The organism is Acidovorax sp. AC410, from assembly GCF_979253235.1.
Genome location: NZ_CEEDCG010000001.1, coordinates 2,647,990 through 2,671,529, shown reverse-complemented (window position 1 = coordinate 2,671,529; position 23,540 = coordinate 2,647,990). Strand labels below are relative to the sequence as shown.

At 67.1% G+C, this 23,540-nt stretch carries 22 protein-coding genes and 1 pseudogene; 5 read left to right on the top strand and 18 right to left on the bottom strand.

What is annotated here, in order from left to right:
• Positions 1-58: 58 nt before the first annotated feature.
• Complete coding sequence (locus AC0IZS_RS12525) at positions 59-2,044, bottom strand: SDR family oxidoreductase (RefSeq protein WP_471635908.1); 1,986 nt, start codon at positions 2,042-2,044, stop codon at positions 59-61.
• Positions 2,045-2,250: 206 nt separating this feature from the next.
• Here AC0IZS_RS12525 and AC0IZS_RS12520 point away from each other — a divergent pair, with 206 nt between their 5' ends.
• The 3 genes from AC0IZS_RS12520 (at position 2,251) to AC0IZS_RS12510 (ending at position 4,579) form a co-directional block, all read left to right on the top strand.
• On the top strand, positions 2,251-2,862 hold the full coding sequence (locus AC0IZS_RS12520) for a phasin family protein (protein WP_471635907.1): 612 nt from the start codon (positions 2,251-2,253) through the stop codon (positions 2,860-2,862).
• Between the two features lie 225 nt (positions 2,863-3,087).
• On the top strand, positions 3,088-3,750 hold the full coding sequence (locus tag AC0IZS_RS12515; RefSeq protein WP_057200023.1) for a TetR/AcrR family transcriptional regulator: 663 nt from the start codon (positions 3,088-3,090) through the stop codon (positions 3,748-3,750).
• Positions 3,751-3,805: 55 nt separating this feature from the next.
• Entirely contained in the window at positions 3,806-4,579 is a 774-nt protein-coding gene (locus tag AC0IZS_RS12510) for a hypothetical protein (protein ID WP_471635906.1), read from the top strand.
• Between the two features lie 12 nt (positions 4,580-4,591).
• Here the strand turns inward: AC0IZS_RS12510 and AC0IZS_RS12505 are convergent, their stop codons facing one another.
• A complete protein-coding gene (locus AC0IZS_RS12505) occupies positions 4,592-5,362 on the bottom strand; it encodes a type III pantothenate kinase (RefSeq protein ID WP_471635905.1) in 771 nt (256 codons plus the stop codon).
• A gap of 187 nt (positions 5,363-5,549) precedes the next feature.
• On the opposite strand from AC0IZS_RS12505, the gene lysM reads away from it, so the two are divergent.
• The gene (gene lysM, locus AC0IZS_RS12500) at positions 5,550-6,032 is read left to right on the top strand and encodes a peptidoglycan-binding protein LysM (protein WP_322594595.1); all 483 of its coding nucleotides are present in this window, start codon (positions 5,550-5,552) and stop codon (positions 6,030-6,032) included.
• A 63-nt stretch (positions 6,033-6,095) separates the two neighbouring features.
• On the opposite strand, the gene AC0IZS_RS12495 is transcribed toward lysM, so the two are convergent.
• The 8 genes and pseudogenes from AC0IZS_RS12495 to AC0IZS_RS12460 form a co-directional block, all read right to left on the bottom strand.
• Entirely contained in the window at positions 6,096-6,587 is a 492-nt protein-coding gene (locus tag AC0IZS_RS12495; RefSeq protein ID WP_471639512.1) for a rhodanese-like domain-containing protein, read from the bottom strand.
• Between the two features lie 120 nt (positions 6,588-6,707).
• Positions 6,708-7,208: pseudogene (locus tag AC0IZS_RS12490) on the bottom strand (MBL fold metallo-hydrolase); the annotation flags it as partial.
• 65 nt (positions 7,209-7,273) lie between these two features.
• Complete coding sequence (locus AC0IZS_RS12485) at positions 7,274-8,218, bottom strand: M48 family metallopeptidase (RefSeq protein ID WP_471639511.1); 945 nt, start codon at positions 8,216-8,218, stop codon at positions 7,274-7,276.
• Between the two features lie 12 nt (positions 8,219-8,230).
• A complete protein-coding gene (locus AC0IZS_RS12480; RefSeq protein ID WP_471635904.1) occupies positions 8,231-8,977 on the bottom strand; it encodes a lysophospholipid acyltransferase family protein in 747 nt (248 codons plus the stop codon).
• 67 nt (positions 8,978-9,044) lie between these two features.
• Entirely contained in the window at positions 9,045-9,611 is a 567-nt protein-coding gene (gmhB, locus tag AC0IZS_RS12475) for a D-glycero-beta-D-manno-heptose 1,7-bisphosphate 7-phosphatase (RefSeq protein ID WP_471635903.1), read from the bottom strand.
• Between the two features lie 36 nt (positions 9,612-9,647).
• The gene (gene glyS / locus AC0IZS_RS12470; protein WP_471635902.1) at positions 9,648-11,780 is read right to left on the bottom strand and encodes a glycine--tRNA ligase subunit beta; all 2,133 of its coding nucleotides are present in this window, start codon (positions 11,778-11,780) and stop codon (positions 9,648-9,650) included.
• A 23-nt stretch (positions 11,781-11,803) separates the two neighbouring features.
• Positions 11,804-12,724, bottom strand: coding sequence for a glycine--tRNA ligase subunit alpha (glyQ, locus tag AC0IZS_RS12465; RefSeq protein WP_057200239.1), 921 nt, complete (start codon positions 12,722-12,724; stop codon positions 11,804-11,806).
• A 314-nt stretch (positions 12,725-13,038) separates the two neighbouring features.
• Complete coding sequence (locus tag AC0IZS_RS12460) at positions 13,039-14,109, bottom strand: asparaginase (RefSeq protein ID WP_471635901.1); 1,071 nt, start codon at positions 14,107-14,109, stop codon at positions 13,039-13,041.
• A 156-nt stretch (positions 14,110-14,265) separates the two neighbouring features.
• Here AC0IZS_RS12460 and AC0IZS_RS12455 point away from each other — a divergent pair, with 156 nt between their 5' ends.
• Positions 14,266-15,174 carry a LysR family transcriptional regulator gene (locus AC0IZS_RS12455; RefSeq protein ID WP_471635900.1) on the top strand — a complete coding sequence of 303 codons (909 nt, stop codon included), beginning with the start codon at positions 14,266-14,268 and terminating at the stop codon, positions 15,172-15,174.
• A gap of 70 nt (positions 15,175-15,244) precedes the next feature.
• On the opposite strand, the gene fabB is transcribed toward AC0IZS_RS12455, so the two are convergent.
• The 8 genes from fabB to AC0IZS_RS12415 all read right to left on the bottom strand — a co-directional run bounded on the left by fabB (position 15,245) and on the right by AC0IZS_RS12415 (position 23,485).
• Positions 15,245-16,459 (bottom strand): beta-ketoacyl-ACP synthase I, encoded by a 1,215-nt coding sequence (gene fabB, locus AC0IZS_RS12450; protein ID WP_471635899.1) that lies wholly within the window; start codon positions 16,457-16,459, stop codon positions 15,245-15,247.
• Positions 16,456-16,986 carry a 3-hydroxyacyl-[acyl-carrier-protein] dehydratase FabA gene (gene fabA, locus AC0IZS_RS12445; protein ID WP_057200013.1) on the bottom strand — a complete coding sequence of 177 codons (531 nt, stop codon included), beginning with the start codon at positions 16,984-16,986 and terminating at the stop codon, positions 16,456-16,458. Before fabA ends, fabB begins: the two co-directional genes overlap by 4 nt.
• 173 nt (positions 16,987-17,159) lie before the next feature.
• Positions 17,160-18,785 (bottom strand): apolipoprotein N-acyltransferase, encoded by a 1,626-nt coding sequence (lnt, locus tag AC0IZS_RS12440; protein WP_471635898.1) that lies wholly within the window; start codon positions 18,783-18,785, stop codon positions 17,160-17,162.
• Positions 18,785-19,660 carry an HlyC/CorC family transporter gene (locus tag AC0IZS_RS12435; RefSeq protein ID WP_471635897.1) on the bottom strand — a complete coding sequence of 292 codons (876 nt, stop codon included), beginning with the start codon at positions 19,658-19,660 and terminating at the stop codon, positions 18,785-18,787. The genes lnt and AC0IZS_RS12435 overlap by 1 nt, the downstream gene beginning before the upstream one ends.
• A 121-nt stretch (positions 19,661-19,781) precedes the next feature.
• A complete protein-coding gene (locus tag AC0IZS_RS12430) occupies positions 19,782-20,513 on the bottom strand; it encodes a GNAT family N-acetyltransferase (protein WP_322593909.1) in 732 nt (243 codons plus the stop codon).
• 310 nt (positions 20,514-20,823) lie between these two features.
• On the bottom strand, positions 20,824-21,768 hold the full coding sequence (locus AC0IZS_RS12425) for a hypothetical protein (protein WP_471635896.1): 945 nt from the start codon (positions 21,766-21,768) through the stop codon (positions 20,824-20,826).
• Entirely contained in the window at positions 21,765-22,595 is an 831-nt protein-coding gene (locus AC0IZS_RS12420; RefSeq protein WP_471635895.1) for a hypothetical protein, read from the bottom strand. Before AC0IZS_RS12420 ends, AC0IZS_RS12425 begins: the two co-directional genes overlap by 4 nt.
• Positions 22,592-23,485 (bottom strand): ATP-binding cassette domain-containing protein, encoded by an 894-nt coding sequence (locus AC0IZS_RS12415; protein ID WP_471635894.1) that lies wholly within the window; start codon positions 23,483-23,485, stop codon positions 22,592-22,594. The genes AC0IZS_RS12420 and AC0IZS_RS12415 overlap by 4 nt, the downstream gene beginning before the upstream one ends.
• Between the last annotated feature and the right edge of the window lie 55 nt (positions 23,486-23,540).

Genomic DNA, 23,540 nt, shown 5'->3' with positions numbered 1-23,540 from the left:
GCCCGGTTACCCGGTAACAGAGTTCAACACGGGCCTGCCGGGGCGGGTGAAAAGGCCATCAGAAATGGATGCCGCGCATCATCTGCTGCAGGGCCACCGCCTCGGCCGACAGCTGCGGCTTGGCGTCCTTGCTGCCCTTGGCGGCGGTGGAATCCGGGAACATGCGAAAGCTGGTGTTCATCGTGATCTGCGCCACGCGCGGCACCAGCGCATGCAGGATCTGCCCGGTGATGCCCAGGCGCGTGGCGATGCGCACCGGCTTGAAGATGCAGGCCTGGGCGATCATGTCGGCCGCCTCCTCGGGGCTCAGGGTGGGCACGTTGTTGTAAATCTTGGTCGGTGCGATCATGGGCGTGCGCACCAGCGGCATGTTGATGGTGGTGAAGGTAATGCCCTGGTCGGCGAACTCGCTTGAGGCGCAGCGCGTCCAGGCGTCCAGGGCCGCCTTGCTGGCCACATAGGCCGAAAAGCGCGGCGCATTCGTCAGCACACCGATGGAACTGATGTTGACCACATGGCCCTTGCGCTTGGCCACCATGCCGGGCAGAAAGCCCATGGTCACACGCAGGCAGCCGAAGTAATTGAGCTGCATGGTGCGCTCGTAGTCGTGGAAGCGGTCGTAGCTCGACTCGATGGCACGGCGGATGGAGCGACCCGCGTTGTTGATCAGGAAGTCCACGCCGCCGTGCTTGTCGATCAGGAGCTGCACGAAGCGGTCGCAATCGGCCATGTCGGCGATGTCGGCGGCATAGGCGATGAATTCGTAGCCTTTGGCCCGAGCTTCGGCGCAGGCTTCGTCGAGCTTGTCCTGGTCACGCCCACAGATGACGGTGGTGGCGCCCGCCTCGGCGAACTTGTGCGCCGTCGCCAGTCCGATGCCCGACGATCCCCCCGTGACCAGCACCACCTTGCCGGCCACCGTGCCCTTGAGGCTGCGGTCGATGAACAGCTCGGGGTCGAGGTTGCGCTCCCAGTAGTCCCACAGCCGCCAGGCATAGTCCTTGAGGTTGGGGCAGGTCACGCCCGAGCCCTTGAGCGCCGCCAGGGTCTCGCGGCAGTCGAAGCGCGTGGGGTAGTTGACGAAGGTCAGCATGTCCTCGGGCAGGCCCAGGTCCTTCAAGACAGCGTTGCGCACCCGGCGCACGGGTGCCATGGCCATCAGGCTCTTCTTGATGCTTTTGGGGATGAAGCCCAGCAGCGCGGCATTGATGAACAGGTTCATGCGCGGCGCATGCGCGGCGCGGCTGAAGATGTCGAGCACGTCGCCCACGCGGTAGCCGACCGGGTCGACCAGGTGGAAGCACTTCTTGCCGATGTCCTTCTGGTGGCTGATGACGTTGAGCGCGTTGACCACGAAGTCCACCGGCACGATGTTCACGCGCCCGCCTTCCAGACCCACGGTGGGCATCCAGGGCGGCAGTAGCTGGCGCAGGCGCTGGATCAGCTTGAAGAAGTAATAGGGGCCGTCGATCTTGTCCATCTCTCCGGTCGTGCTGTCGCCCACCACCATGGCCGGGCGGTACACCGTCCAGGGCACCTTGCAGTCCTCGCGCACGATCTTCTCGCTCTCGTGCTTGGTCTGGAAGTAGGGGTGGTCCAGGCCCTCGGCCTCCTCGAACATGTCCTCGCGGAACACGCCCTCGTACAGGCCGGCAGCCGCGATGGACGAGACATGGTGGAAATGCCCGGCGTCGATGGCCTTGGCCAGGTCCACCGTATTGCGCGTGCCCTCGATGTTCACGGCCACCTGGGTCTCTTCGTCGGCACCGAGGTCGTAGACCGCTGCCAGGTGGTAGAAATGGTCGATCTGCCCCTTGAGCTTCTTCACGTCCTCGGAGGCCACGCCAAGCTTCTTGGCCGTGAGGTCGCCGAACACCGGCACGGCCCGTGCGGCCGACACGCCCCAGTAGCTGCGCAGGTCGGCCACCTTGTCCGCGCTTTCGCGCCGGATCAGGAAGTGCACCACGGCGCCCTTGCGCTCCAGCAGCTTCTTCACGAGCCGCTTGCCAATGAACCCCGTCGCTCCCGTCACGAAATACTGCATGAAAAACTCCTGTGAGATCTGTTCATTCTTGCCCAAGCGCATCGCCGACCGATTCAGCACAAACCCGCGCAGCCTTAGACGCTGCGCTCTACGTTTTTAGGAGCGCGCGCCTACACCTGGCCTGCCGCGCGGCGTACAGTTCGGCCATGCGCCAAAGCCACCCGGCACTGGCAACCCCCAACACCCACCCGCATACCGGAGGCCCCATGGTCAAGAAACTGCAGAAACTCAGCGCCGACAACAAGAAGAGCAATGCCCAACTGTCGAGCACCGTCAAGGACTCGGCCCAGCAGATCTGGCTGGCGGGCCTGGGTGCCTTCTCCAAGGCCCAGGAAGAAGGCGGCAAGGTGTTCGAGTCCCTGGTCAAGGAAGGCCTGTCCATCCAGCGCAAGACCCAGGCCGTGGCCGAAGAGAAGATTTCCGAAGCGACGAGCCGCGTGACCACCATGGCCAGCGACATCGGATCCAAGGCCCAGGGCCAATGGGACAAGCTCGAGAACATCTTCGAAGACCGCGTGGCCAAGGCCCTGTCCAAGCTCGGCGTGCCCTCGGCGCGTGACCTGGAAGCCCTGACGGCGCGCGTGGACGCGCTGACCAAGGGCACCGGCAAGGCCGCTTCGACCAAGGCACCAGCCAAGGCCGCAGTGAAGGCAGCCGCCCCCGCGAAGAAGGCCGCCGCCAAGAAGCCCGCAGCGCCCCGCAAGGCCGCAGCCAAGCCGGCCACCAAGGCCGCTCCTGCCAAGAAGGCAGCAGCCCCCGCGAAGAAGGCCAGCGCCAAGGCCGCCTCCCCCGCCTCGGCACCTGCCGCTTCCAACTGATCGTCCCCTGCCAATGGGCCGCCCCGACCGGCCCGTTGCTGCCAACGGCTGACACGCCCAGTGCGTGCCAGCCGTTTTTTCGTTGGGGCCCCTTGCCGCAGGACATGGAAACAGGTTCTAAGGACATGCCAATATTGATGCAGTGCAGCATCTGCGGCTCGGTTAGAGTAGCCCCCAGAGACATCCCAACACCGATCCCAAACGACGCGAAGAGGGCCCGCACACATGGTGAAGAAAGCGCCGCGACGCACCGCAGAACGCATTCTGGAAGTCACGCTGGACCTGTTCAACCGGTTCGGCGAACCCAACGTCTCCACCACCCTGATCTCGGCCGAGCTGCGCATCAGTCCCGGCAATCTGTACTACCACTACCCGGCCAAGGACGAGCTGATCAATGCGCTGTTCGACCGCTATGAACAGTCGCTGACCGAGCTGCTCGCCGCCGCCGACGGGGTGCGCAACGTGGAGGACGCCTGGTTCTTCATGCACACGCTGTTCGAGCTGATCTGGCAGTACCGCTTCCTGTACCGTGACCTCAACGACCTGCTGTCCAAGAACCGGCGCCTGGAAACGCATTTCCAGGCCATCCTCAAGAACAAGACCCGCGCGGTGCGCGCCATGCTGGACGGCATGGGCCGCTCCGACGCGCTGCACATCGACACGCGCGAGCTGGAGGCCACCGCGACCAGCATGGTGGTGGTGCTGACCTACTGGCTCAGCTTCGAGTACGTGCGCGACCCGCGCCGCGCGCTGGAGCCCGAGAGCGCCCAGGCGGCCCTGCTGCGCGGAGCCCACCACGTGCTCAACCTGCTGATGCCCTACCTGGAAAGCGGGCAGCGCGCGCACCTGCTGGAACTCGTCGGCGCCTATGCCACGGCACCGGGCTGAGCACCAGCGCGCCCATCCCCCCACACCCGACCCCAAGAACCACAGGAGACGCACCATGGCCAAATGGACCCCTTTTCCCCATGCGGGTGACTACAGCTTCGATGCCACGAGCGTCAAGAAGCACTGGGCCCGACTGCACAGCGGCGACGCCGAACCCTGCCCCAAGGACACTGCCGTGCTGCAGGCCTGGGCGCTGTTCCACAGCGGCGACTTCGAGAAGGCAACCGCCGCCGGCCTGGCAGCGGGCGGCCCTGGCATCACCGTGGCCAACAAGGCCACGGCCATCTACGCCAACTACCTCGAACAAAAGGAAAAGACCCGCCTGGACCTGTTCACCCAGGTGGCCGAGCGCGCCGAAGCCCAGGCCGGCGAAGACCCGGGCAATGCCAACGCCTGGTATTGGCATGCCTATGCCCTGGGCCGCTACAGCCAGGGCATCAGCGTGGCCAAGGCCCTGGCCCAGGGCCTGGGCGGCAAGGTCAAGGAATCGCTCGAAAAATCCATCGCCCTGGCACCCAAGCACGCCGATGCCCGCATTGCCCTGGGCGCCTTCCACGCCGAGGTGATCGACAAGGTGGGTTCGCTGATTGGCGGCATGACCTATGGCGCCAAGAAAGACACGGGTCTCAAGCTGTTCCAGGAAGCGCTCAAGCTCAACCCCGGCTCGGCCATCGCCATGGTCGAGTACGCCAACGCGCTGGTGATGCTCGAAGGCGACAAGAAAATGAAGGAGGCGACCCAGCTCTACGAGAAGGCCGCTGCCTGCGAGTCTGCCGATGCGATGGAACGCCTGGATGTGGAGATGGCGCGCGCCGAGCTCGAAGATTGATTCTGCCGAGGGCTAAGAGCCGGCAAAGCGCCTGGAGGCGATCTCCAGCAAGCCGTCGAAGATCAGGTTGTCCACCAGCTCGAAAGGGCGGGTCATGCTCGGTGCCATCTTCCAGCCCGCGCCACCGGTCATGATGCAGGCCGGCTCCTCGCCGCAGTGCTGGATGACATGCTGCACCATGCGCTCCACGGCACCGGCGATGGCGTAGGTACCGCCGCTGGTCAGTGCATCGCTGGTGTTGGTGGGGAACATGCGTACATCGCCCGTGGGCACGTGCAGGCCGGCGGTGCCGGTCTCCAGCGCGCGCAGCATGATGCCGTGGCCCGGCAGGATGAGACCGCCCAGGAAGCGCCCGTGCGCATCGATGCACTCCACAGTGACCGCCGTGCCCACCATCACCACCACCAGCGGCCGCGCAGGCCCCTGGGCCAGCACGTGGTGGCGCGCACCGATCATGGCCACCCAGCGGTCCGAACCCAGGCGCGAGGGGTGGTCGTAGCCGTTGACCAGCCCCGCCTCCTCGCCCGAGGACACCACCCACTGGGGGCCCACGTCCCACAGTTCCATCTGCTCCTGCACGCGGCGCTTGGCGGCATCGCCCGCCACCACGCAGCCCAGCATGCGCTCGGGCGCCGGCAGGGCTGCCCAGCTGCCTTCGGCGAGCTTCTCGATATGGTCCAGGAACTCGGCGCCGTGCGCCAACAGCGCAGCCCCGGGGCGGTAGGCGTCGTACAACGCCCATTTGAGCCGGGTGTTGCCGACGTCGATGGCCAGAAAAGTCATGCGGCGGATTATCCCGAGTTTTGGCCAGGTACACCGGGAGCACCCGGCAAAGGCCGCCGCGGCGCCCGTCGCAGCGGAGACAGCCTGCCAATGTGAAAAATCGTGTCGCGCGCCCGTCTTACACCAGGGTGTCGCACTTTCCCGCTACAGTGGCCCTTCCTGTTTCTGCAACCTTAGGAGATACGACATGGGTCTTTTCAGTTTCATCAAGGAAGCCGGCGAAAAGCTGTTCGGTGGCAAGGAAGCACAGGCCGCAACGGCCGCCGCTCCATCGCCGGAAGAACTCAACGCCAAGGCCGCCAAGGCCATCGAGACCTACATCGGTACGCAGAACCTGGGCGCGACCAACGTGCAGGTGGCGTTCGACGGCAGCCAGGGCAAGGTCACCGTCAAGGGCGATGCCCCCACGCAGGCGGCTAAGGAAAAAGTCACCCTGTGCTGCGGCAACGTGGCCAGCGTCACCAGTGTCGAGAACCTGATGAACGTGACCAACCCCGAGCCCGAGGCGCAATACCACGACGTGGTGCGCGGCGACACGCTCTCGGCCATCGCCAAGAAGTTCTACGGCGACGCCAACAAGTACCCCCAGATCTTCGAGGCCAACAAGCCCATGCTCACGCACCCCGACAAGATCTACCCCGGCCAGAAGCTGCGCATTCCGCCACTCTGAGCGCACAGCGCTCCCCAACGAACAGCGGGCCATATGGCCCGCTTTTTTCATGGCGCCTTGTCTTCAGCCCTGGCGCCATGGCAGGCCGCGGTAGCGCCAGCCGCCCTTGCGCCCGCGATGGGCCTGGCCGTCGGCGTCGCCCTCAAAGCCTTCGAGGATGTTGTAAGCCGTGATGCCCAACTCGGTCGCACGCTTCGCGGCCGCCACGGAGCGCACGCCGCTGCGGCACAGCAGCACCACGCGCCCGCCTTCGGGCACGGCCAGGCGGATCTGGGCATCGAAGTCGGCATTCATGGCCATGCCGGGCCACTGCTTCCATGCCACGGGCACGGCGCCGGGCACCTGGCCCACCCATTCGCGCTCGGCATCGCTGCGCACGTCGACCAGCACGGCCTGGCCGTCCTGCACCCACTGCCAGGCCAGCGCTGGTGACACGTCGCCGGCATAGCCCTCGGCGACGCGCGGGGCCTGCAGCGCGGCGCCATCGGCGTCCTGGCGCTGGCCCGAGTGCTGGTTGGCGGGCACGGCCTCGTCCATGCGGCGCGGACGCGGCAGGTTGAGCGAGTCCATCAGCGCGACGAATTCGGCCTCGCTGCGGCCGGCCACGCGCGCATTGCCGGCCTTCTCGACAGCGATGCTGCTGTGGCTGCGGCCCTGGTAGTCATGGCCGGGCCAGACGGTGGTGTCGCCCGGCAATGCGAACAGCACGCCGGTGATGCTGCGGTAGAGCTCGGCCGCGTCGCCCGACTGGAAGTCCGTGCGGCCGCAGCCGTTGATGAGCAGCGCATCACCCGTGAACACATGGTTGCGCCAGCGGTAGGACATGCTGCCCGACGTATGGCCGGGCGTGTGCAGGGCCTCCAGCGTCTCGCCGCCGAAGGCCAGGGTGTCGCCATGCTGGAGCTGCACAACCGCCGTGCCGATGTCGCAGCCTGCCGGCACCGCCGTCTGCGCGCCCGTGTGCTCGGCCAGGCGTGCGGCACTCGTGATGTGGTCGGCGTGGGTGTGCGTCTCCAGCGTCCAGCGCAGCGTGAGGCCCAGGGACTGCAGCGCGGCCAGGTCGCGGTCGAGGTGCTCATCCACCGGGTCGATGATGACGGCCTGGCGCGTGGCGGGGTCGTGCAGCACGTAGGTGTAGGTGCTGGAAGCGGGGTCGAAGAGCTGCAGAGGGATCATGGTGGACGCGCGAGCATTGTTTCCGCCATTTTGCCGCGCCCGGCTTACCCCGGTACTGGGCGCGCTCAATCCCAGAGAGGGGCGGGCTCGTCGCGCAGGTGGTTGCGCAGGGCTGCATAGTCCGGGACGACGGTGGCCACGGTGTCCCAGAAGCGCGGGCTGTGGTCCATCACGCGCAGGTGGGCCAGCTCGTGCGCCACCACATAGTCAATGACGGCAGGACGGTAGTGCAGCAGGCGCCAGTTCAGGCGGATGGAGCCGTCGGCCTTGGCGCTGCCCCAACGGGTCTGCGCGCTCGACAGGCGCAGGCTGGTCCAGCGCACGCCCAGCAGCGGCGCAAAGTGTTCCAGCCGCTCGGTGAAATGGCGCTTGGCATCGCGCATCAGCCAGGCCTGCACGGCATCGCGGATCTGCGCGGGCCCGGCGCTGTGCGGCAGCCCGATGTGCAGGCGCGAGGCCAGCGGTGCATCCGGGCCCTCGGCCGGGGCGATGGCTTTGAGCTGCCCACCACGGCCGCTGAAGCCGTGTGCCGGGTCCAGCACCACGGTGATTGGCCGCCCCAGGTAGGGCAGCACGGCGCCGTCGGCCCAGACGATGCGCCCGCCCTCCATGCGCTGCTGGCGCTCGCGCGCCTCGCCGAGCTTGCGCACGATCCAGTCGGACTTTTCGCGCAGCGCCGCATCGATGGCAGCCAGGGTGACCCAGCTGGGCGCGCGCACGGACAGGCCGTCCGGCCCCACGCTGAAGCCGATGGTGCGCCGGCGCGCGCGCTGCAGCGCATACGCCACCACGGCCTCACCCAGCAGCAACTCGCGTTTGGCCTCGGGGTGGCGGAACTCGGCGGGCGACAGCAGCGAAGGCAGCGGGACCGCAGGCGGACCCACGGGCCGGGGCGGTGCGGCCACGGGAACCTGGGCCGCCGGCGGTGGCTCGACCGCCTTGGGCGCCGGTGCGGGGCTGGCAGGCGGGGTGTCGAAAAAGTCCAACGCCAGTTGCACGAGCCGCTGCATCATGGCCGGTGCTCAGCGGGCTGCAGGGTAGGCCTCGGGGTCAAGGCGGCGCATCTCGGCCTCGATCCAGTCCTCGACCTCGCGCATCAGCTCTTCGGGCTCGCGCCCGACGCTGGGGATGGGCTTGCCGATGGACACGTCCACCACGCCGGGCCGCTTGACGAAGGCCTTGCGGCCCCACACCTTGGCGGACGTCACGGCAATCGGCACCACCGGTGCGCCGGTGTCGATGGCCAGGCGGGTGCCGCCGGTCTTGTAGGTGCCCTTCTGGCCGCGCTCGATGCGCGTGCCTTCGGGGAACATGATGATCCAGATGCCCTTGGCCAGCAGGTCCTTGCCCTGCTGCACCACCTTGTTGAAGGCCTGGGCGCGCTGGCTGCGGTCGATGTGGATCATGTCCAGCCGGCCGATGGCCCAGCCGAAGAAGGGCACGTACAGCAGCTCCTTCTTGAACACGTAGGCCAGCGGGTGCGGCATGATCGTGGGCATCAGGAAGGTCTCGTAGGTCGACTGGTGCTTGACCAGCAGGATCGCCCCCTCGTGCTCGCCCTGCGGCAGGTTCTCCATGCCCGTCACCTCGGCGCGTATCCCCAGCAGCACGCGCGCGCCGCTGATGCACAGCGACAGCCATGCGGCCGCGATGCGGTACAGCGGCAGGCCACGCACGCCAAAGAGCGTGCCCAGCATGATGGCCAGCGCATAGGGCATGACGGTGGTCGCCATCCAGATCAGGTGGATGATGGAACGGATCAGGGCCATGGTGTGAGGGTCTTGCGGTGCCCACCGCAGCGCGGCCGCCCGGTGGACACAAGGGTTGTGCGAAGGATCAGACCGCCATCAGGGGCGCCGCCGGCAGCAGTTGCTCGACGAAGGCCGCCAGGCTCGCATGCACCTGCGTGCCGGGGGGATAGCCGGGCGGCAGCGCCTGGCCCGGCACCACGCCGGCGGAACTGCCCGTGCACACCAGGTGCAGTTGCGCACCGAGCGCCGCCCCTGCCTGCAGGTGCGCCTGGCAACTGCCCACCACCTGCACGTCGTTGCGCTCCACGCCGTAGCGGTCGCTGATCTGTTCGAGCAGACCCGGGCCGGGCTTGCGGCAGGCGCAGTCTTCGTCGGGCGCATGGGGGCAATAGAACACGGCGTCGATGCGCCCACCCACGGCGGACAGCTGCTTGTGCATCTTGGCGTGGATGGCGTTGAGCGCCACCACGTCGAACAGCCCGCGCCCCAGACCCGGCTGGTTGGTGGCCAGCGCCACATGCCAGCCGGCGTGGTTCAGACGTGCAATGGCTTCCAACGCGCCGGGCATGGCCGTCCACTCCTCGGGCGAGGTGATGAAATCCTCACCCAGCGGGTTCAGGGTGCCGTCGCGGTCCAGGATGGCGAGTTTCATGGGAATACCCCTTGTGACAGACGCCAGCCTAGCAGGTCAGGCCGCCAGGCGGGAGAGGTCGGCTACCCGGTTCATCGCGTCGTGCAGGCTCTTGAGCAGGCCCTGGCGGTTCAGACGCAGATCCATCTGCTCGGCGTTGACCATCACGTCGTCGAAGAAGGCGTCCACCGGGGCGCGCAACACGGCCAGGGTCTGCAGCGATGCCGTGTAGTCACCCGCGTCGAACTGCGCGTTGGCTTCGGGCACGAAGCGCTGCAGCGCGGCATACAAATCCTGCTCGGCCTTCTCCTGCAGCAGCTCGGGGTTGACGTGCGCATCCACCTCGCCGGCCTTCTTGAGGATGTTGGCCACGCGCTTGTTGGCGGCGGCCAGGGCCGGGCTTTCGGGCAGCGCCGCAAAGGCACGCACGGCGGCCAGCTGCTTTTCGACCAGTGCCAGGCGCTGCGGGCGCAGGGCCAGCACGGCGTCGACTTCCTGGGCGCTGTAGCCCTGCTCGCGCAGGCTGCCGGCCAGGCGGTCGTAGATGAAGTCGGCCAGCGCGGCCGAGGCATCGGTGATCTTGTCGCCGAAGGCCGGAACGGCGCCGGCCAGCAGGGCGTTCAGGTCCAGCGGCAGATTCTTTTCGACCAGCATGCGGATCACACCCAGCGCGTGGCGGCGCAGCGCGAACGGGTCGCGGTCGCCCGTGGGCAGGTTGCCGATGCCGAACATGCCTACCAGGGTTTCAAGCTTGTCGGCCAGGGCCACCACCACGCCAGCGGTATTGCGCGGCAGCGTGTCGCCGGCAAAGCGCGGCTTGTAGTGGTCTTCGATGGCGTCGGCCACCACCTCGCCCAGACCGTCGTTGAGCGCGTAGTAGCGGCCCATGGTGCCCTGCAACTCAGGGAACTCGCCGACCATGTCGGTCACCAGGTCGGTCTTGGCCAGCATCGCGGCCTGGTCGGCCTGCGCCACCAGCGTGGCATCGCCCAGTTGCCCGGCAATGGCCTTGGCGATGGCGCGCACGCGCTCCACGCGCTCGCCCTGTGTTCCGAGCTTGTTGTGGTAGACCACCTTGGACAGGCCGTCCACACGCGAGGCCAGGGTCTTCTTGCGGTCCTGGTCGAAGAAAAACTTGGCATCGGCCAGGCGCGGGCGCACCACGCGCTCGTTGCCACCGATCACGAAGCTCGCATCCTCGGGGCTGATATTGCTCACCACCAGGAACTGGTGCGTCAGCTTGCCGGCCGCGTCGAGCAGCGGGAAGTACTTCTGGTTGGCCTTCATCGTGAGGATCAGGCACTCCTGCGGCACGTCGAGGAATTCCTGCTCGAACGCGCAGGTCAGCACGTTCGGGCGCTCGACCAGGGCCGTCACCTCGTCGAGCAGGGCGTCGTCTTCGATCGGGCGGGCGCCATTGCCCACCTTGGCGGCGGCAGCAGCGAGCTGGCGCGCGATCTCGGCCTTGCGCTCGGCGAACGAAGCGATCACCGCGCCGTCCTTGTGCAGCGTGGCAGCGTAGCTGTCGGCGTCCTGGAACACCACGGGCGACACGGCCGCCTCGAAGCGGTGGCCCAGGGTGCTGTTGCCGGCTTTCAGGCCCAGCGCCTTCACGGGCACCACGGTGCTGCCATGCAGCGCCACCAGGCCATGCGCGGGGCGCACGAAGTTCACGCTGGTCCAGCCGGGCAGTTCGCAGTCGGACTCGAGCTGGTAGCTCATGACCTTGGGGATGGGCAGCTTGGCAATGGATTCCTGCAGCGCCTTCTGCAACCCCTCTTCCAGCGTGGCACCGGGCACCACGCTGTCATAGAACAGCGCCTCGGCCTTGCCGTCGGGAGCGCGCTTCAAGGCGGCCACGGCCGCTGCCGGGTCGGACAGGTCCGCACCCAGGGCTTGCAGCTTCTTGAGCAGCGCGGGCGTGGCATTGCCGCTGGCATCCAGGCCCACCGTCACGGGCATGAGCTTTTGCTGCACGGCCTTGTCGGCGGCCTTGCCGGCCACGGCCGTCACATGGGCGGCCAGGCGGCGGGGCGAGGCGAAGGCCGTCACGGCGGAGGCCGGCGTGGCCAGGCCCAGGGCCTTGAGCTGCTCGGCCAGCACGCCGGCAAAGGCGTCGCCCAGCTTCTTGAGCACCTTGGGAGGCAGCTCTTCCACAAACAGTTCGACCAGAAGATTTTGCGTTGTCATTTTTCAGGGGCTCCGGCGGTGGCTCAGGCGGCTTTCTTGGGCATTTGTTCCACCCATTCGCGGGGTGCCATGGGAAAGCCCAGGCGCTCGCGGCTCTCGTAGTAGCTTTGCGCCACGGCGCGCGCCAGGTTGCGGATGCGGCCGATGTAGGCCGCGCGTTCGGTCACGCTGATGGCACCACGCGCATCCAGCAGGTTGAAGCTGTGCGCGGCCTTGAGCACCTGCTCATAGGCCGGCAGGGCAAGCTGCTGCTCCATGAGGTGCTTGGCCTGCTTTTCATGCGCGTTGAAGGCGGTGAACAGAAAGTCGGCGTCGCTGTGCTCGAAGTTGTAGGTGGACTGCTCCACCTCGTTTTGCTTGTAGACGTCGCCATAGCTCAATTTCGAGCCGTCCGCTCCCTCGGTCCAGGTCAGGTTGTAGACGTTGTCCACGCCCTGCAGGTACATGGCCAGGCGCTCCAGGCCGTAGGTGATCTCACCGGTGGCAGGCTTGCAGTCGATGCCGCCCACCTGCTGGAAGTAGGTGAACTGCGTCACTTCCATGCCGTTGAGCCAGACTTCCCAGCCCAGTCCCCAGGCGCCCAGGGTGGGGTTCTCCCAGTCGTCTTCGACGAAGCGGATGTCGTTCTTCTTGAGATCGAAGCCCAGCGCTTCGAGCGAGCCCAGGTAGAGCTCCAGGATGTTGGCCGGTGCCGGCTTCAGAACCACCTGGAACTGGTAGTAGTGCTGCAGGCGGTTGGGGTTCTCGCCGTAGCGGCCATCCTTGGGGCGGCGGCTGGGCTGCACGTAGGCGGCTTTCCAGGGCTCGGGGCCAATGGCGCGCAGGAAGGTGGCGGTGTGCGAGGTGCCAGCGCCCACTTCCATGTCGTAGGGCTGCAAAAGGGCGCAACCCTGCGCGTCCCAGTAGGACTGCAGCTTCAGAATGATTTGCTGGAATGTCAACATGGCGTCTGTGGCGCTGGCGGACCAGGGCCGGGCAAAGGGGGGATGAAAAAGCCGAAGGCGCGCAGCAGACAGGCCCGGGGGGCTTTGCAGCGTGCGCGCAAAACCGGTGATTTTACGGCGCTGCAGCGGGCCTTCGCTCGCAAGGCCCTGGCAGGCCGCGCCAGAGCGCGAAAACAAAGCACCAAGTACAAAGGCCGGGGCCCTTTTGGAGCCCCGGCCTTTCCAACCAGTTGCGCGGGCAGTCTGCCGGTGCGCACCGGTGGCCGCCCCTTGGGGCGACCGGTCGGCGCACGCGTGGTGCGCCAAGTCAAAAATCAGTATTCCCAGAAGATGCGCTGGAGTTCTTTGCTGTCATTCGTCTTGGTCAGGGCCACCATGGCCAGGATGCGCGCCTTCTGCGGGCGCAGGTCGTGGGCCACCACCCAGTCGTACTTGTCGTCGGGCTGCTCGGCATTGCGCAGCACGAAGCCGTCGGGCACGCGGGCCGAGCGCACGATCTGCACGCCCTGGGCACGCAGCGCCTGCAACGAGGCCACGGCCTGGGCCGCCACCGAGCCGTTGCCGGTGCCGGCGTGGACCAGCGCCTTGACGCCGGCCTTGCCGTAGGCTTCGATGCCGGTGCTGTTCATGTTGCCGTAGCCATAGACGATGTCCACTGCGGGCAGGGCCTGGATCTCGTCGATGTTGAACTCGGATGCCGTGGTGTGGCGCTTGACCGGGGCGCGGAACCAGTAGTTCTTGCCTTCCACCACCATGCCCAGCGGGCCCCACTGGCTCTTGAAGGCCTCGGTCTTGATGTTGATGGTCTTGCTGACGTCGCGGCCGCTCTGGATCTCGTCGTTCATGGTGACCAGCACGCCCTTGCCGGCAGCGTCCTTGCTGGCGGCCACGCTCACGGCGTCGTACAGGTTCAGCGCACCGTCGGCGGACAGGGCCGTGCCGGGGCGCATGGAGCCGACCACCACGATGGGCTTGGCGGTGCGCACCACCAGGTTCAGGAAATACGCCGTTTCTTCGAGCGTGTCGGTACCGTGCGTGACGACGATGCCGTCCACGTCGGCCTGCTTGGCCAGGGCCGAGACGCGCTTGCCGAGCTGCAGCAGGTGCGCGTTGGTGAAGCTTTCCGATGCGATCTGGAATACCTGCTCACCCGTGACACGGGCCACGCCCGTCAGTTCGGGCAGGCCGGCCAGCAGCTTGTCCACCGGCACCTTGGCCGCAGCATAGGTCGCACTGTTGGCGGCAGAAGCGCCAGCGCCGGCAATGGTACCGCCGGTGGCCAGCACCACGACATGGGGGCGGGCGGCCTGTGCCATGGCCACGGCCGAGGCAGCGGAGAGCAGCAGGCCGGCAAGCCAGCGGTGCAGGGGGTGGGAAATGCGCATGACGGTAATCTCCAGACAGTTGTTTTTGAAGAGGGTTCTCAGCGGTTGGTGCTGCCGACGCCCTCACCCGCTCGTTGGCGGTGCCGGATCGTATGAGAGACTTGCGCACACCGACAGGGAATAATCAGCCATTCCTTGTGAATTTCACTCATACCCATGAACTTGCGCCAACTCGAGGTGTTCCAGGCCGTGCTGCAAACCGGCAACATGAGCGCGGCGGCGCGCCTGCTGTGCATCACCCCCTCGGCCGTGAGCAAAGCCGTGGCGCACACCGAGCTGCAGCTGGGCTACCGTCTGTTCGTACGCACGCCAGCCGGACTCACGCCCACGCCCGAGGCCCAGGTGCTGGCAGCCGAGTCCAGCGGCATCCACCGCCAGCTCGACGCATTGCGGCGCACGGCGCGCAACCTGGGCACCAGCGACACGGGGGATGTGCGCCTGGCGGCCATTCCGTCCATCACGCACGAATTCCTGCCCCTGGTATTGCAGGAGCACGCGCTGCGCTACCCGCAGGTCGGCGTGGAGGTGCGCACCATCCACCAGGACCAGATGACGCAGGCGCTGCTCACGCGCAGCGTGGACTTCTGCCTGGGCTTCTACAAGCACCCGCATCCGCAGGTGCGCAGCGAGCTGCTGGTCAGCGGCCGCATGTACCTGGCGGTGGCACAGTCGGTGTGGACGCGTGCGCCGCGTGCCGTGACGCCCGCCGCCCGGCTGGCCCAGGTGCCGGTGATCCGGCTCGTGGGCGACGATCCCATGCGCCAGTCCATCGACGAGATCGCCCAGCGCCTGGGCACGCCCGCCGGCCCCGGCCTGCAGGTGCAGACCTCGCGCCTGGCGCTGGACCTGGTGCGCCGCGGCATGGGCTGGACGGTGGTGGACTTTCTCACCGCCACCCAGCTCGACCCGCAGGCCATGGTGGCGGTGGAGCTGCACGAGCTGCCGCCCATGTCGCTGTACAGCTACCACGCCCGCGCCCTGCCCCCGGGCCTGCAGGCCACGCGCATGCTGGCCATGCTGCCGGGGCTGTTGCACCAGGCCTTGTCATCCAAGCCCGCCCGATGATCGCGGCCGGCGGGCATGAAAAAACCCGCCCATCCCTTGCAGGATGGCGGGTTGCCGGAGATCGCGCGGATCAGTTATCCCAACGGCGCAAAACGAGGCTGGCATTGGTGCCGCCAAAGCCGAAGCTGTTGGACAGCGCGGTGCGGATCGGCGCATCGCGCGTCTCACGCACCAGGGGCATGCCCTCGGCAGCGGGCTCCAGCGTCTCGATGTTGGCCGAGCCGGCGATAAAGCCCTGGCGCAGCATCAACAGGCAGTAGATGGCCTCCTGCACGCCGGTGGCGCCCAGCGAGTGGCCGGTGAGCGACTTGGTGGACGAGAACGGGGGAATGGCGTCGCCGAACACTTCGCGGATCGCGCGCAGTTCGGGCACGTCGCCCACGGGGGTGGAGGTGCCGTGGGTGTTGATGTAGTCAATGGGGCCGTCCACCGTGGCAATCGCCTGGCGCATGCAGGCGATGGCGCCGTCACCCGAGGGGGCGACCATGTCTGCACCGTCCGAAGTGGCGCCGAACCCGACGATTTCGCCCAGGATGGTGGCGCCGCGCGCCTGCGCGTGCTCCAGGCTCTCGAGCACCACGGCACCGCCGCCGCCCGACAGCACGAAGCCGTCGCGGTGGGCGTCATAGGCGCGCGAGGCTTTTTCGGGCGTGGCGTTGTAGGCGCTGGACATGGCGCCCATGGCGTCGAACAGCAGGCCCATGCCCCAGCTGACTTCTTCGCCGCCACCGGCGAACATCACGTCCTGCATGCCCCAGGCGATCTGCTGGGCGGCCGCGCCGATGCAATGCGCCGAGGTGCTGCAGGCCGAGGTGATGGAGTAGTTGATGCCCTTGATGCCGAAGTTGGTCGACAGGCAGGCGGACACGGTGGAGCTCATGCAGCGCGTGACCTGGTAGGGCCCCACGCGGCGGATGCCCTTGCTGCGCAGGATGTCTGCGGCCTCGATCTGGTTGGCGGGCGAACCGCCGCCCGAGCCCATGATGAGCCCGGTGCGCGGGTGCGACACCTGCTCGGGCGTGAGGCCCGACTCGGCAATGGCATTGGCCAGCGAAATGTGGGCGTAGGCCGCCGCATCCCCCATGAAGCGCAACTGCTTGCGGTCGATCAGCTCTTCGAGGTTGATCTGGGGCACGCCCGCCACCTGGCTGCGCATGCCCAGCTCGGTGAACTGGGGCATGGCTCGGATGCCCGGTCGGCTCTCGCGCAGCGACTCGGTGACGCTGGCACTGTCATTGCCAATGCACGAGACGATGCCCGTGCCCGTGATGACCACGCGTTTCATGCTGCCTCCCCTGGGGCTGCGCCGGCTTCCTCGCGCTTGAACAGGCCCACACGCAGGTCGCTGGCGACGTAGATTTCCTTGCCGTCAGCATACAGGCGCGCATCGCCGATGGCCATGACCAGTTTGCGCTTGATCACACGCTTGATGTCGATTTCATAGGTGACCAGCTTCACGTCCGGGCCCACTTCGCCGGTGAACTTGACTTCGCCGGCGCCCAGGGCGCGGCCCTTGCCGGGCAGGCGCAGCCAGGTCAGGTAAAAGCCGATCAGCTGCCACATGGCGTCCAGGCCCAGGCAACCGGGCATGACCGGGTCGCCCTGGAAGTGGCAGGCAAAGAACCAGAGGTCGGGACGCACGTCCAGCTCGGCGCGAACCTTTCCCAGCCCGTGCTCGCCACCATCGCTGTCGATGTGCGTGATGCGGTCGAACATCAGCATGGGCGGCAGCGGCAGACGCCCGCTGTCAGCGTCGAACAGCCGGCCCTCGCCCGAGGCGATCAGTTGTTCGTAGGAAAAGGAATCTGCCATTTTCAGTCGTGCTCCAGAACAGCGGCCACACCGCTTCAAATCATCGTTGTTTGCAACACAAGCCCCCGCTTGCGGGCTCTATTATCAAGGCACGGCGGGCCTGTGCCGCGCATTGGCCTGCCAAGGCACTGGGGCACCCCTGCCGCCACTGACCTGGGTCAAGCCCACTCCCCTCAGAAATCACCGGTTCTCGATCGAGCGGCGCGGCCACGCCGACCCGCCTCGAGGGCAGCCACCAGCACGATGGCGGTGGCCAGCACCGCCAGGGGCACCAGGCCCCAACGCGACACCCACCAGGCGTAGGGCGTGATGAACCAGCCCTGCTGGGCATCCATGCCCCGCCCCTGCACCGATCCGAGCAGTACGCCGCGGGTGTGGCGCTCCAACTGGTGCGTAACCACGCCCCGGTGGTCGATGATGGCCGTGGCGCCGGTGTTGGTAGCGCGCACCATGGGGCGCTCGAACTCCAGCGCACGCATGCGGCTGATATGCAGGTGCTGGTCGATGGCCACGGTGTTGCCGAACCAGCCGATGTTGCTGAAATTGACGAACACCGTGGGGGCGCCTGCCGGGTCGGCAAAGCGCACCCCCAGTTCCTCGCCAAACAGATCTTCGTAACAGATGTTGGGGGCGATGCGCTGGCCCGCAAAGACAAACGGCGCCTGGCCCAAGCCACCCCGGTTGAAGTCGCCCAGGGGGATGTTCATCATCTGCGTGAACCACTTGAAGAAGGGCGGGATGAACTCGCCGAACGGCACCAGATGGTGCTTGTCGTAACGGTAGGGCGCGGTCAGGCCCGCCCGCGCGCCCAGCACCGAGTTGGTATAGCCCTCGCGCTCATCCCCCAATGGGATGCCCAGCAGCACAGCCTGCGCGCCGCCGACATAGCGTTTTGCAATGCCTTCGAGGTAGCCCGGCATCAGCTGCTGCGGCAGCAGGGGAATGGCGGTCTCGGGCGCCACGACCAGGGACGCGCTGGCACCATCGAGCTGATCGCGGTACCACTGCAGCGCCAGCGGAACGCCCGAGCCGGGCTGGAATTTCTCGTCCTGCGGGATATTGCCCTGCAGCAGCGCCAGTTGCAGCGGCGCCGGTGCGCGCGCCACAGGCGTGTGGCACAGCTCCACCGCGCAGTGGCGGTCCACAGCGGCCAGGCCCAGCAGGGCCAGCCCCCCCACCACCACGGCCCAGGCGCGCAGGTTGCGCAGGTCGCTGGCACGCAGCTGCACGAGCAACATGGCGATCACCGCCGTGACAAAGCACAGGCCGTAGACACCGACATAGCGCGCCAGCGCCGCCAGTGGGCCGTCCACGTGGGCATAGCCGCCTGCCCCCCAGGGAAAACCGGTCCAGAACCAGCCGCGCGCCATCTCGGCCAGCGTCCAGAGCGCGGCGAACAGCAGCGCAGCGCCGGCACGGTGCATCACCGCCAGCCGGCAGAAGACGCCGAGCGCGAGCGCGTAATAGCTGGCCAGAAAGGCGGCCAGCCCGAGGATGGCGGCGACCGTGAGCGGCGCAGCCAGCCCGCCATAGGTGTGCATGGAGATATACAGCCACCAGAAGGTGCCGCACAGCCAGGCGGTGGCGAAGGCAAAACCCAGCAGCGCGCCACGGCGCGCGGTGGGGGCTCCCGCACGCACCTGCCAAGCCAGCACGGCCAGGGATGCGATCTGCAGCCACCATTGGGGCTGCCCATTCCACGGCAAGGCCAGCGAGGCCGCCTGCACGAGCCCGGCCACCACGGCGATCAGCACGGGCAAGGCAAGTCCGGATCCCTGCGTTCGGTACGCCAACCCCATCAAGCGCCAGCCTGGCTCTCTTCGATCCGCGATACCTTGAACCAGCGCACGGCGCCGCCCTTGGTATGCAGCACCACGAAGTGCAGGCCACCGAGCTCCACCTGTTCGCCACGCTTGGGCACATGGCCCATCTCGTGGGCGATGAGGCCGCCAATGGTGTCGAATTGTTCCTCGGCATCGCTGCCCTGCAGCATCACCTCGAAGGACTCGGCCACGCGTTCGATGGGCGTGTCGCCACTCACGCGGTAGGTGCGGTCGGCCAGGGCGAAGATGTCGCCCGCATCCTCGGGGATGTCGAACTCGTCCTCGATCTCGCCCACGATCTGTTCGAGCACGTCTTCGATGGTGACAAGCCCTGCCACACGGCCGAACTCGTCGATCACGATGGCCAGGTGGTTGCGGTTGCCGCGAAACTCGCGCAGCAGGTCGTTGAGGCCCTTGCTCTCGGGCACGAACACTGCCGGGCGCAGCAGCGCGCGGATGTTCAGCTCGGGCGCCCGCTGCAGCTTGAGCAGGTCCTTGGCCATCAGGATCCCGATGATGTTCTCGCGCTCGCCCTGGTACACCGGAAAGCGCGAATGCGCCGTGTTGATGACCAGGTACAGGAGCTCGTCGAACGGAGCGTCGATGTTGACCAGGTCCATTCGCGGCGCGGCCACCATCACGTCGCCCGCCGTCATGTCGGCCATGCGGATCACACGTTCGAGCATCACGCGCGACTCGGCGCCAATGACGTCGTTGTCTTCGGCCTCGGCCAGCGTTTCGATCAGCTCTTCGGTCGAGTCCGGTCCGGGGTGGATGAACTCGGCGACTTTCTGCAGGAAGGTGCGCTTGTCTTCCTTTTCGGGCAATCGCCCGGGGTGCGGGTCAGACACTGTCTTGGAGTGCAGGACGTGCGGTAGTGGAACAGGCCCCTAGGATAGCGGATTGTGGTGACACAGCTGTCGTCCAGGGCGCACATGCCAAGTACGGGCCCGCCTGCCTGCGCCGCCCGGCCTATTCGGCGGACTGGTGGCGTGCATGCTGCACGCCGCTGCGCACTTCCTGCACGTTGGCCAGAAAGTCCCAGAACTGCTTGGCCTGGCGCTTGAGCTGGTAGTCCACCTCGGCGAACTGCTGCTCGACCAGTTCGGCCATGCGGGTATCCAGGCTGGCCGGTGCGATCTGCAGATAGGCCTCGGACTCCGAGCCATCGCGGCGCACCTGAGCGCCGGCATTGCGGGCGATCTTGAGCATGGCGGTGTTTTCGGACAGCGCATGGATGAAGACCATGTTCACCCCTTCGTTGCGGGCGTGCATCACGGCGCGCTCGAACAGGCGCGCACCGAAGCCGCGGCCGCGGGCCTGCTTGAGCACGGAGACACCGAACTCGGCGCAGTGCTTGTATTCGGGGTGCTCGGAAAAGGCCAGGTGCGCCATGGCGATGAGTTCCAGGCGGCGGTTGTAGATGCCGAAGATCTCGTCGCGGTTGAAGTCGAGCTGGTCCGCATAGCGGCGGATCTGCTCGTCGTTGGCGGCGTAACCAAAGCGCAGGTAGCGGTCAGCGGGTTCCAGGCGCAGCAGATGGGCCGTGATGCGCTCGCGGTAGGAGGGGCCGAGCGAACGGATGGGGACCATCAACGGTGCAGACATGGTGTCCTCGCTCTCATGCGGGCGCCCCGTGACCGGGCGCAGCATTCCCCGGCCTGCGTCCCAGGATGCCTTGAGCCAGTCTTTGGTAGCGATCATGCCTCCAAATATAAGGGTTTTCCCTAGGAATTTCCAGTGGTTTTTGCTGCATTGCAGCAAAATAGTGAGGCACGTCCAATTCCTTCAAAAGCAGGGGAAGTCATTCACCAGTGGCCGCTGACAGCTCTCACTTGAATAGCAACGGGAATGAAACACAGGGCGTGGAACCAGGCCACCGAGGCGTCTGCCCACTTGGCAGCGCAACGTTAAGCCCGCGGCGCGCGCGATGCAGAGCAACACCCCTGGCCGCGCGGGGATTGGCTGCCACCGGCAGGGCCGGCCAAGAACCTGTTCAAGATCCTGACAGGTTCTATGGCCCGGAAGAGCCCTCTGCCGGCGATGGACGGGCCGGCAGCAACTTCACCGGCGTGGACGCGGTGGCGGGCCTGCCGCAGGCAGCCGGCATGCCCAAGGCCTCGCCCCGGGCACTGCCGCGCGTTTTTTCGAGCACGCTGGCACGGTCCACGGACAGCGCCACGGAATCCCCCAGTTGCAGCAGCGCCCGCTCCAGGCCCTGGGTCTCCGACAGATCCAGTTGCCCGGCACGGGCATCCACCCGCAGTGACCGCATGCGGGCAGCGTTCACCTCCAGCGCTGCCGTACCCCGGCGCGTGCGTTCCGCGCACTGGGCCACGTCCTCGGCCAATGCGGGCGCGGTTCCGGCCCCGCAGGGCCGGCACTGCGTGGACCACAGGTCCAGGTGCCCGATGGCGCCGCGCACGGCGATGGCCTGCCCGGCCACCTCCAGGCGCTCCACGGGAGTCCGCGCTTCGATCCGCACGCGTGCGAGCGCCAGGTGCCGGAACTGGGTGGGCAGCACGATCTCGTCCATCCACGCCGTGGCTTTGCCGTGCCGCCTCGGTTGCATCCCGGCGGGTGGCGCAAGCTCGGCCCAGCGCAGGACCAGCGTGTCGGCTTCGCGCGTGGCGGTCAGGGCCGGGAATTGCCCCAACGCCGTGTCCGGATCTTCGCCCTCCCCTCGCCGCGACCGCAGGGTGATACGCACATCGGGTCCCTCGTCCAGCACCACGCGCACCGCCAGCCGCGGGGCATTGCCGCCCTCTTCCTGCAGCCTCAGTCCGGTTACGCCGTCCAGCGCCTGGGCCTCGATGGCATAGGCCACGGCGACGGGTTCGGACTTCTTGAAGCGGTCCATCCCGCTCAAGGCCAGCAGGGTCCAGAACAGCAGCACGGTTGCCAGGAAGAGCCAGCGCCCGCGACGGGGCGGCGCATGCCGCCGTGGATTGGCGCTCACAGCAGTTCCTTCTCTTTCAGGTGCAGATAGACCTGCCACCACAGCAATGTGGGTATGCCAATCCAGAGTGCCGCGTTCAGAGCGTGAACGGCTGCGTCCAGCGGCACCGTCCGGCGGGAAGCCCACCAGGCGACCAGCACATCCCCATGGATGCCCCCTACCGACAGCAACAGCGACGTGAGCACGAACAGCGCAAACCCCAGGGCCAGCGTCTTGAGCAATGCGGCGCGTTGGTAGTAGAGCGATCCCGCCACCGCGAATGCCTGCACTGCCCACACCCCGATCAGGAAGGCCAGTTGCTGTCGCGGGGCGATCTCGCGCGCGCTTGCGGCGGGCGCAAACGGCACGAAGAGCGCAAAGTCCCCGGGCTTGAACGTCTGGGGCTCCAGCGCGGTTCCCGCCGCGATGGCGATCTGCTGGGCCGGCCAGGTGATCAGCAGGTACAGCAGGGTGTAGGCAACAGGGTAGGCCACGGCCACGACCACTGCACAGAGCAGCCACTTCTCCCATACGGAAGCGGGTCGCATCAGGGCCAGCAGCGCCGACTCGCGCTGGGCCATGGCACCGAAGTAGCGGCCCGCGAAGACGAAGCCGGTGATGAACAAACCGCCAAGGTACAGCGCCGCCTGCATGCCGGTGCGAAACACGGACCCCGTGACGCCCAGTATGAACAGCAGCAGCACCCCATAAAGCATGCCGCACACCAGCAGGTGGGCCAGGTACTGCGAACGCTGCTCGGCCCACTGGGCGCGCGCAAGGCGCAGCCAGCGCGCCCACGAGAAGGTGGGCGATTCCGGCCCGCGCACGGGGATGAATTCCCTGCTCATGCGTGCTCCGGGGATGGGCTGTGCTGCCGCCATGGCGCGAGCGCCGCCAGCATGCCATCGCGGTTGAGGCTCAGTGCCTTGTACAGAAGCTCCAGCTGCACGCCAGCGGCTGCCGACGGCGTCTGCGCATCGGATCGTGAATGGCGCGCCACATAGGCAATCTGCTGGCCGATGCTTTCCTGGTAGAGCACATCCTGCGCGGCAGGCAGGTCCTGCGCACCACTGGCCACACCGGTGCGCAACACCTCGGCCAGGTCGGCCATGCGCGCCGACAGGGCCAGCTGGCCCTGGTCGATGAACCAGATGTGGCTCAGGATGCTTTCGAGGTCATGGGCCTGGTGGGTACTGATGAGCACGGCGCGCTCGGCGTGCTCGGGCCGCTGCACCAGGCGGCGGAACTTGCTGCGGCCCACGATGTCCAGCCCATTCGTGGGCTCGTCCATCAGCAGCAGCGGCGTGCCCGTGGCCAGCGCGAAGGCGATCGCGGCCTTTTTCTTCTGCCCCAGGCTCATGGCCTCGAAACGGCTGGCGGTGGGCACTTCGAGTTCGACCAGGTAGTCAGCGAACAGGGCCCTCGAGAAGCGCGGGTAGAACACGCCCTGCGTCTCCGCCAGCTGGCCCGTGGTCAGATTGGGCAGGTGGAATTCCTCGGGAACGATGTAGACGCTGGCCAGGAAGTCCGCCGCCCGCTGGCGGGGCACCTGGCCCATCACCTGCACCTGCCCGCCCCAGGGCGTGAGCAGCCCGCACAGGAGCTTGAGCAAGGTGGACTTGCCACTGCCGTTGCGCCCGAAGATGCCGTAGATGCCAGGCTGGCGCACCTCTGCGGAAAACCCCTGGTAAAGCGCGTTGCGGCCGTAGCCGAAGTGCAGGTCGTCGATGGCGATCATGGGTGGCAGTCCGGCCTTTCATGCGCGCAGGCGCAGGGCCACGGCGCGCGCATTG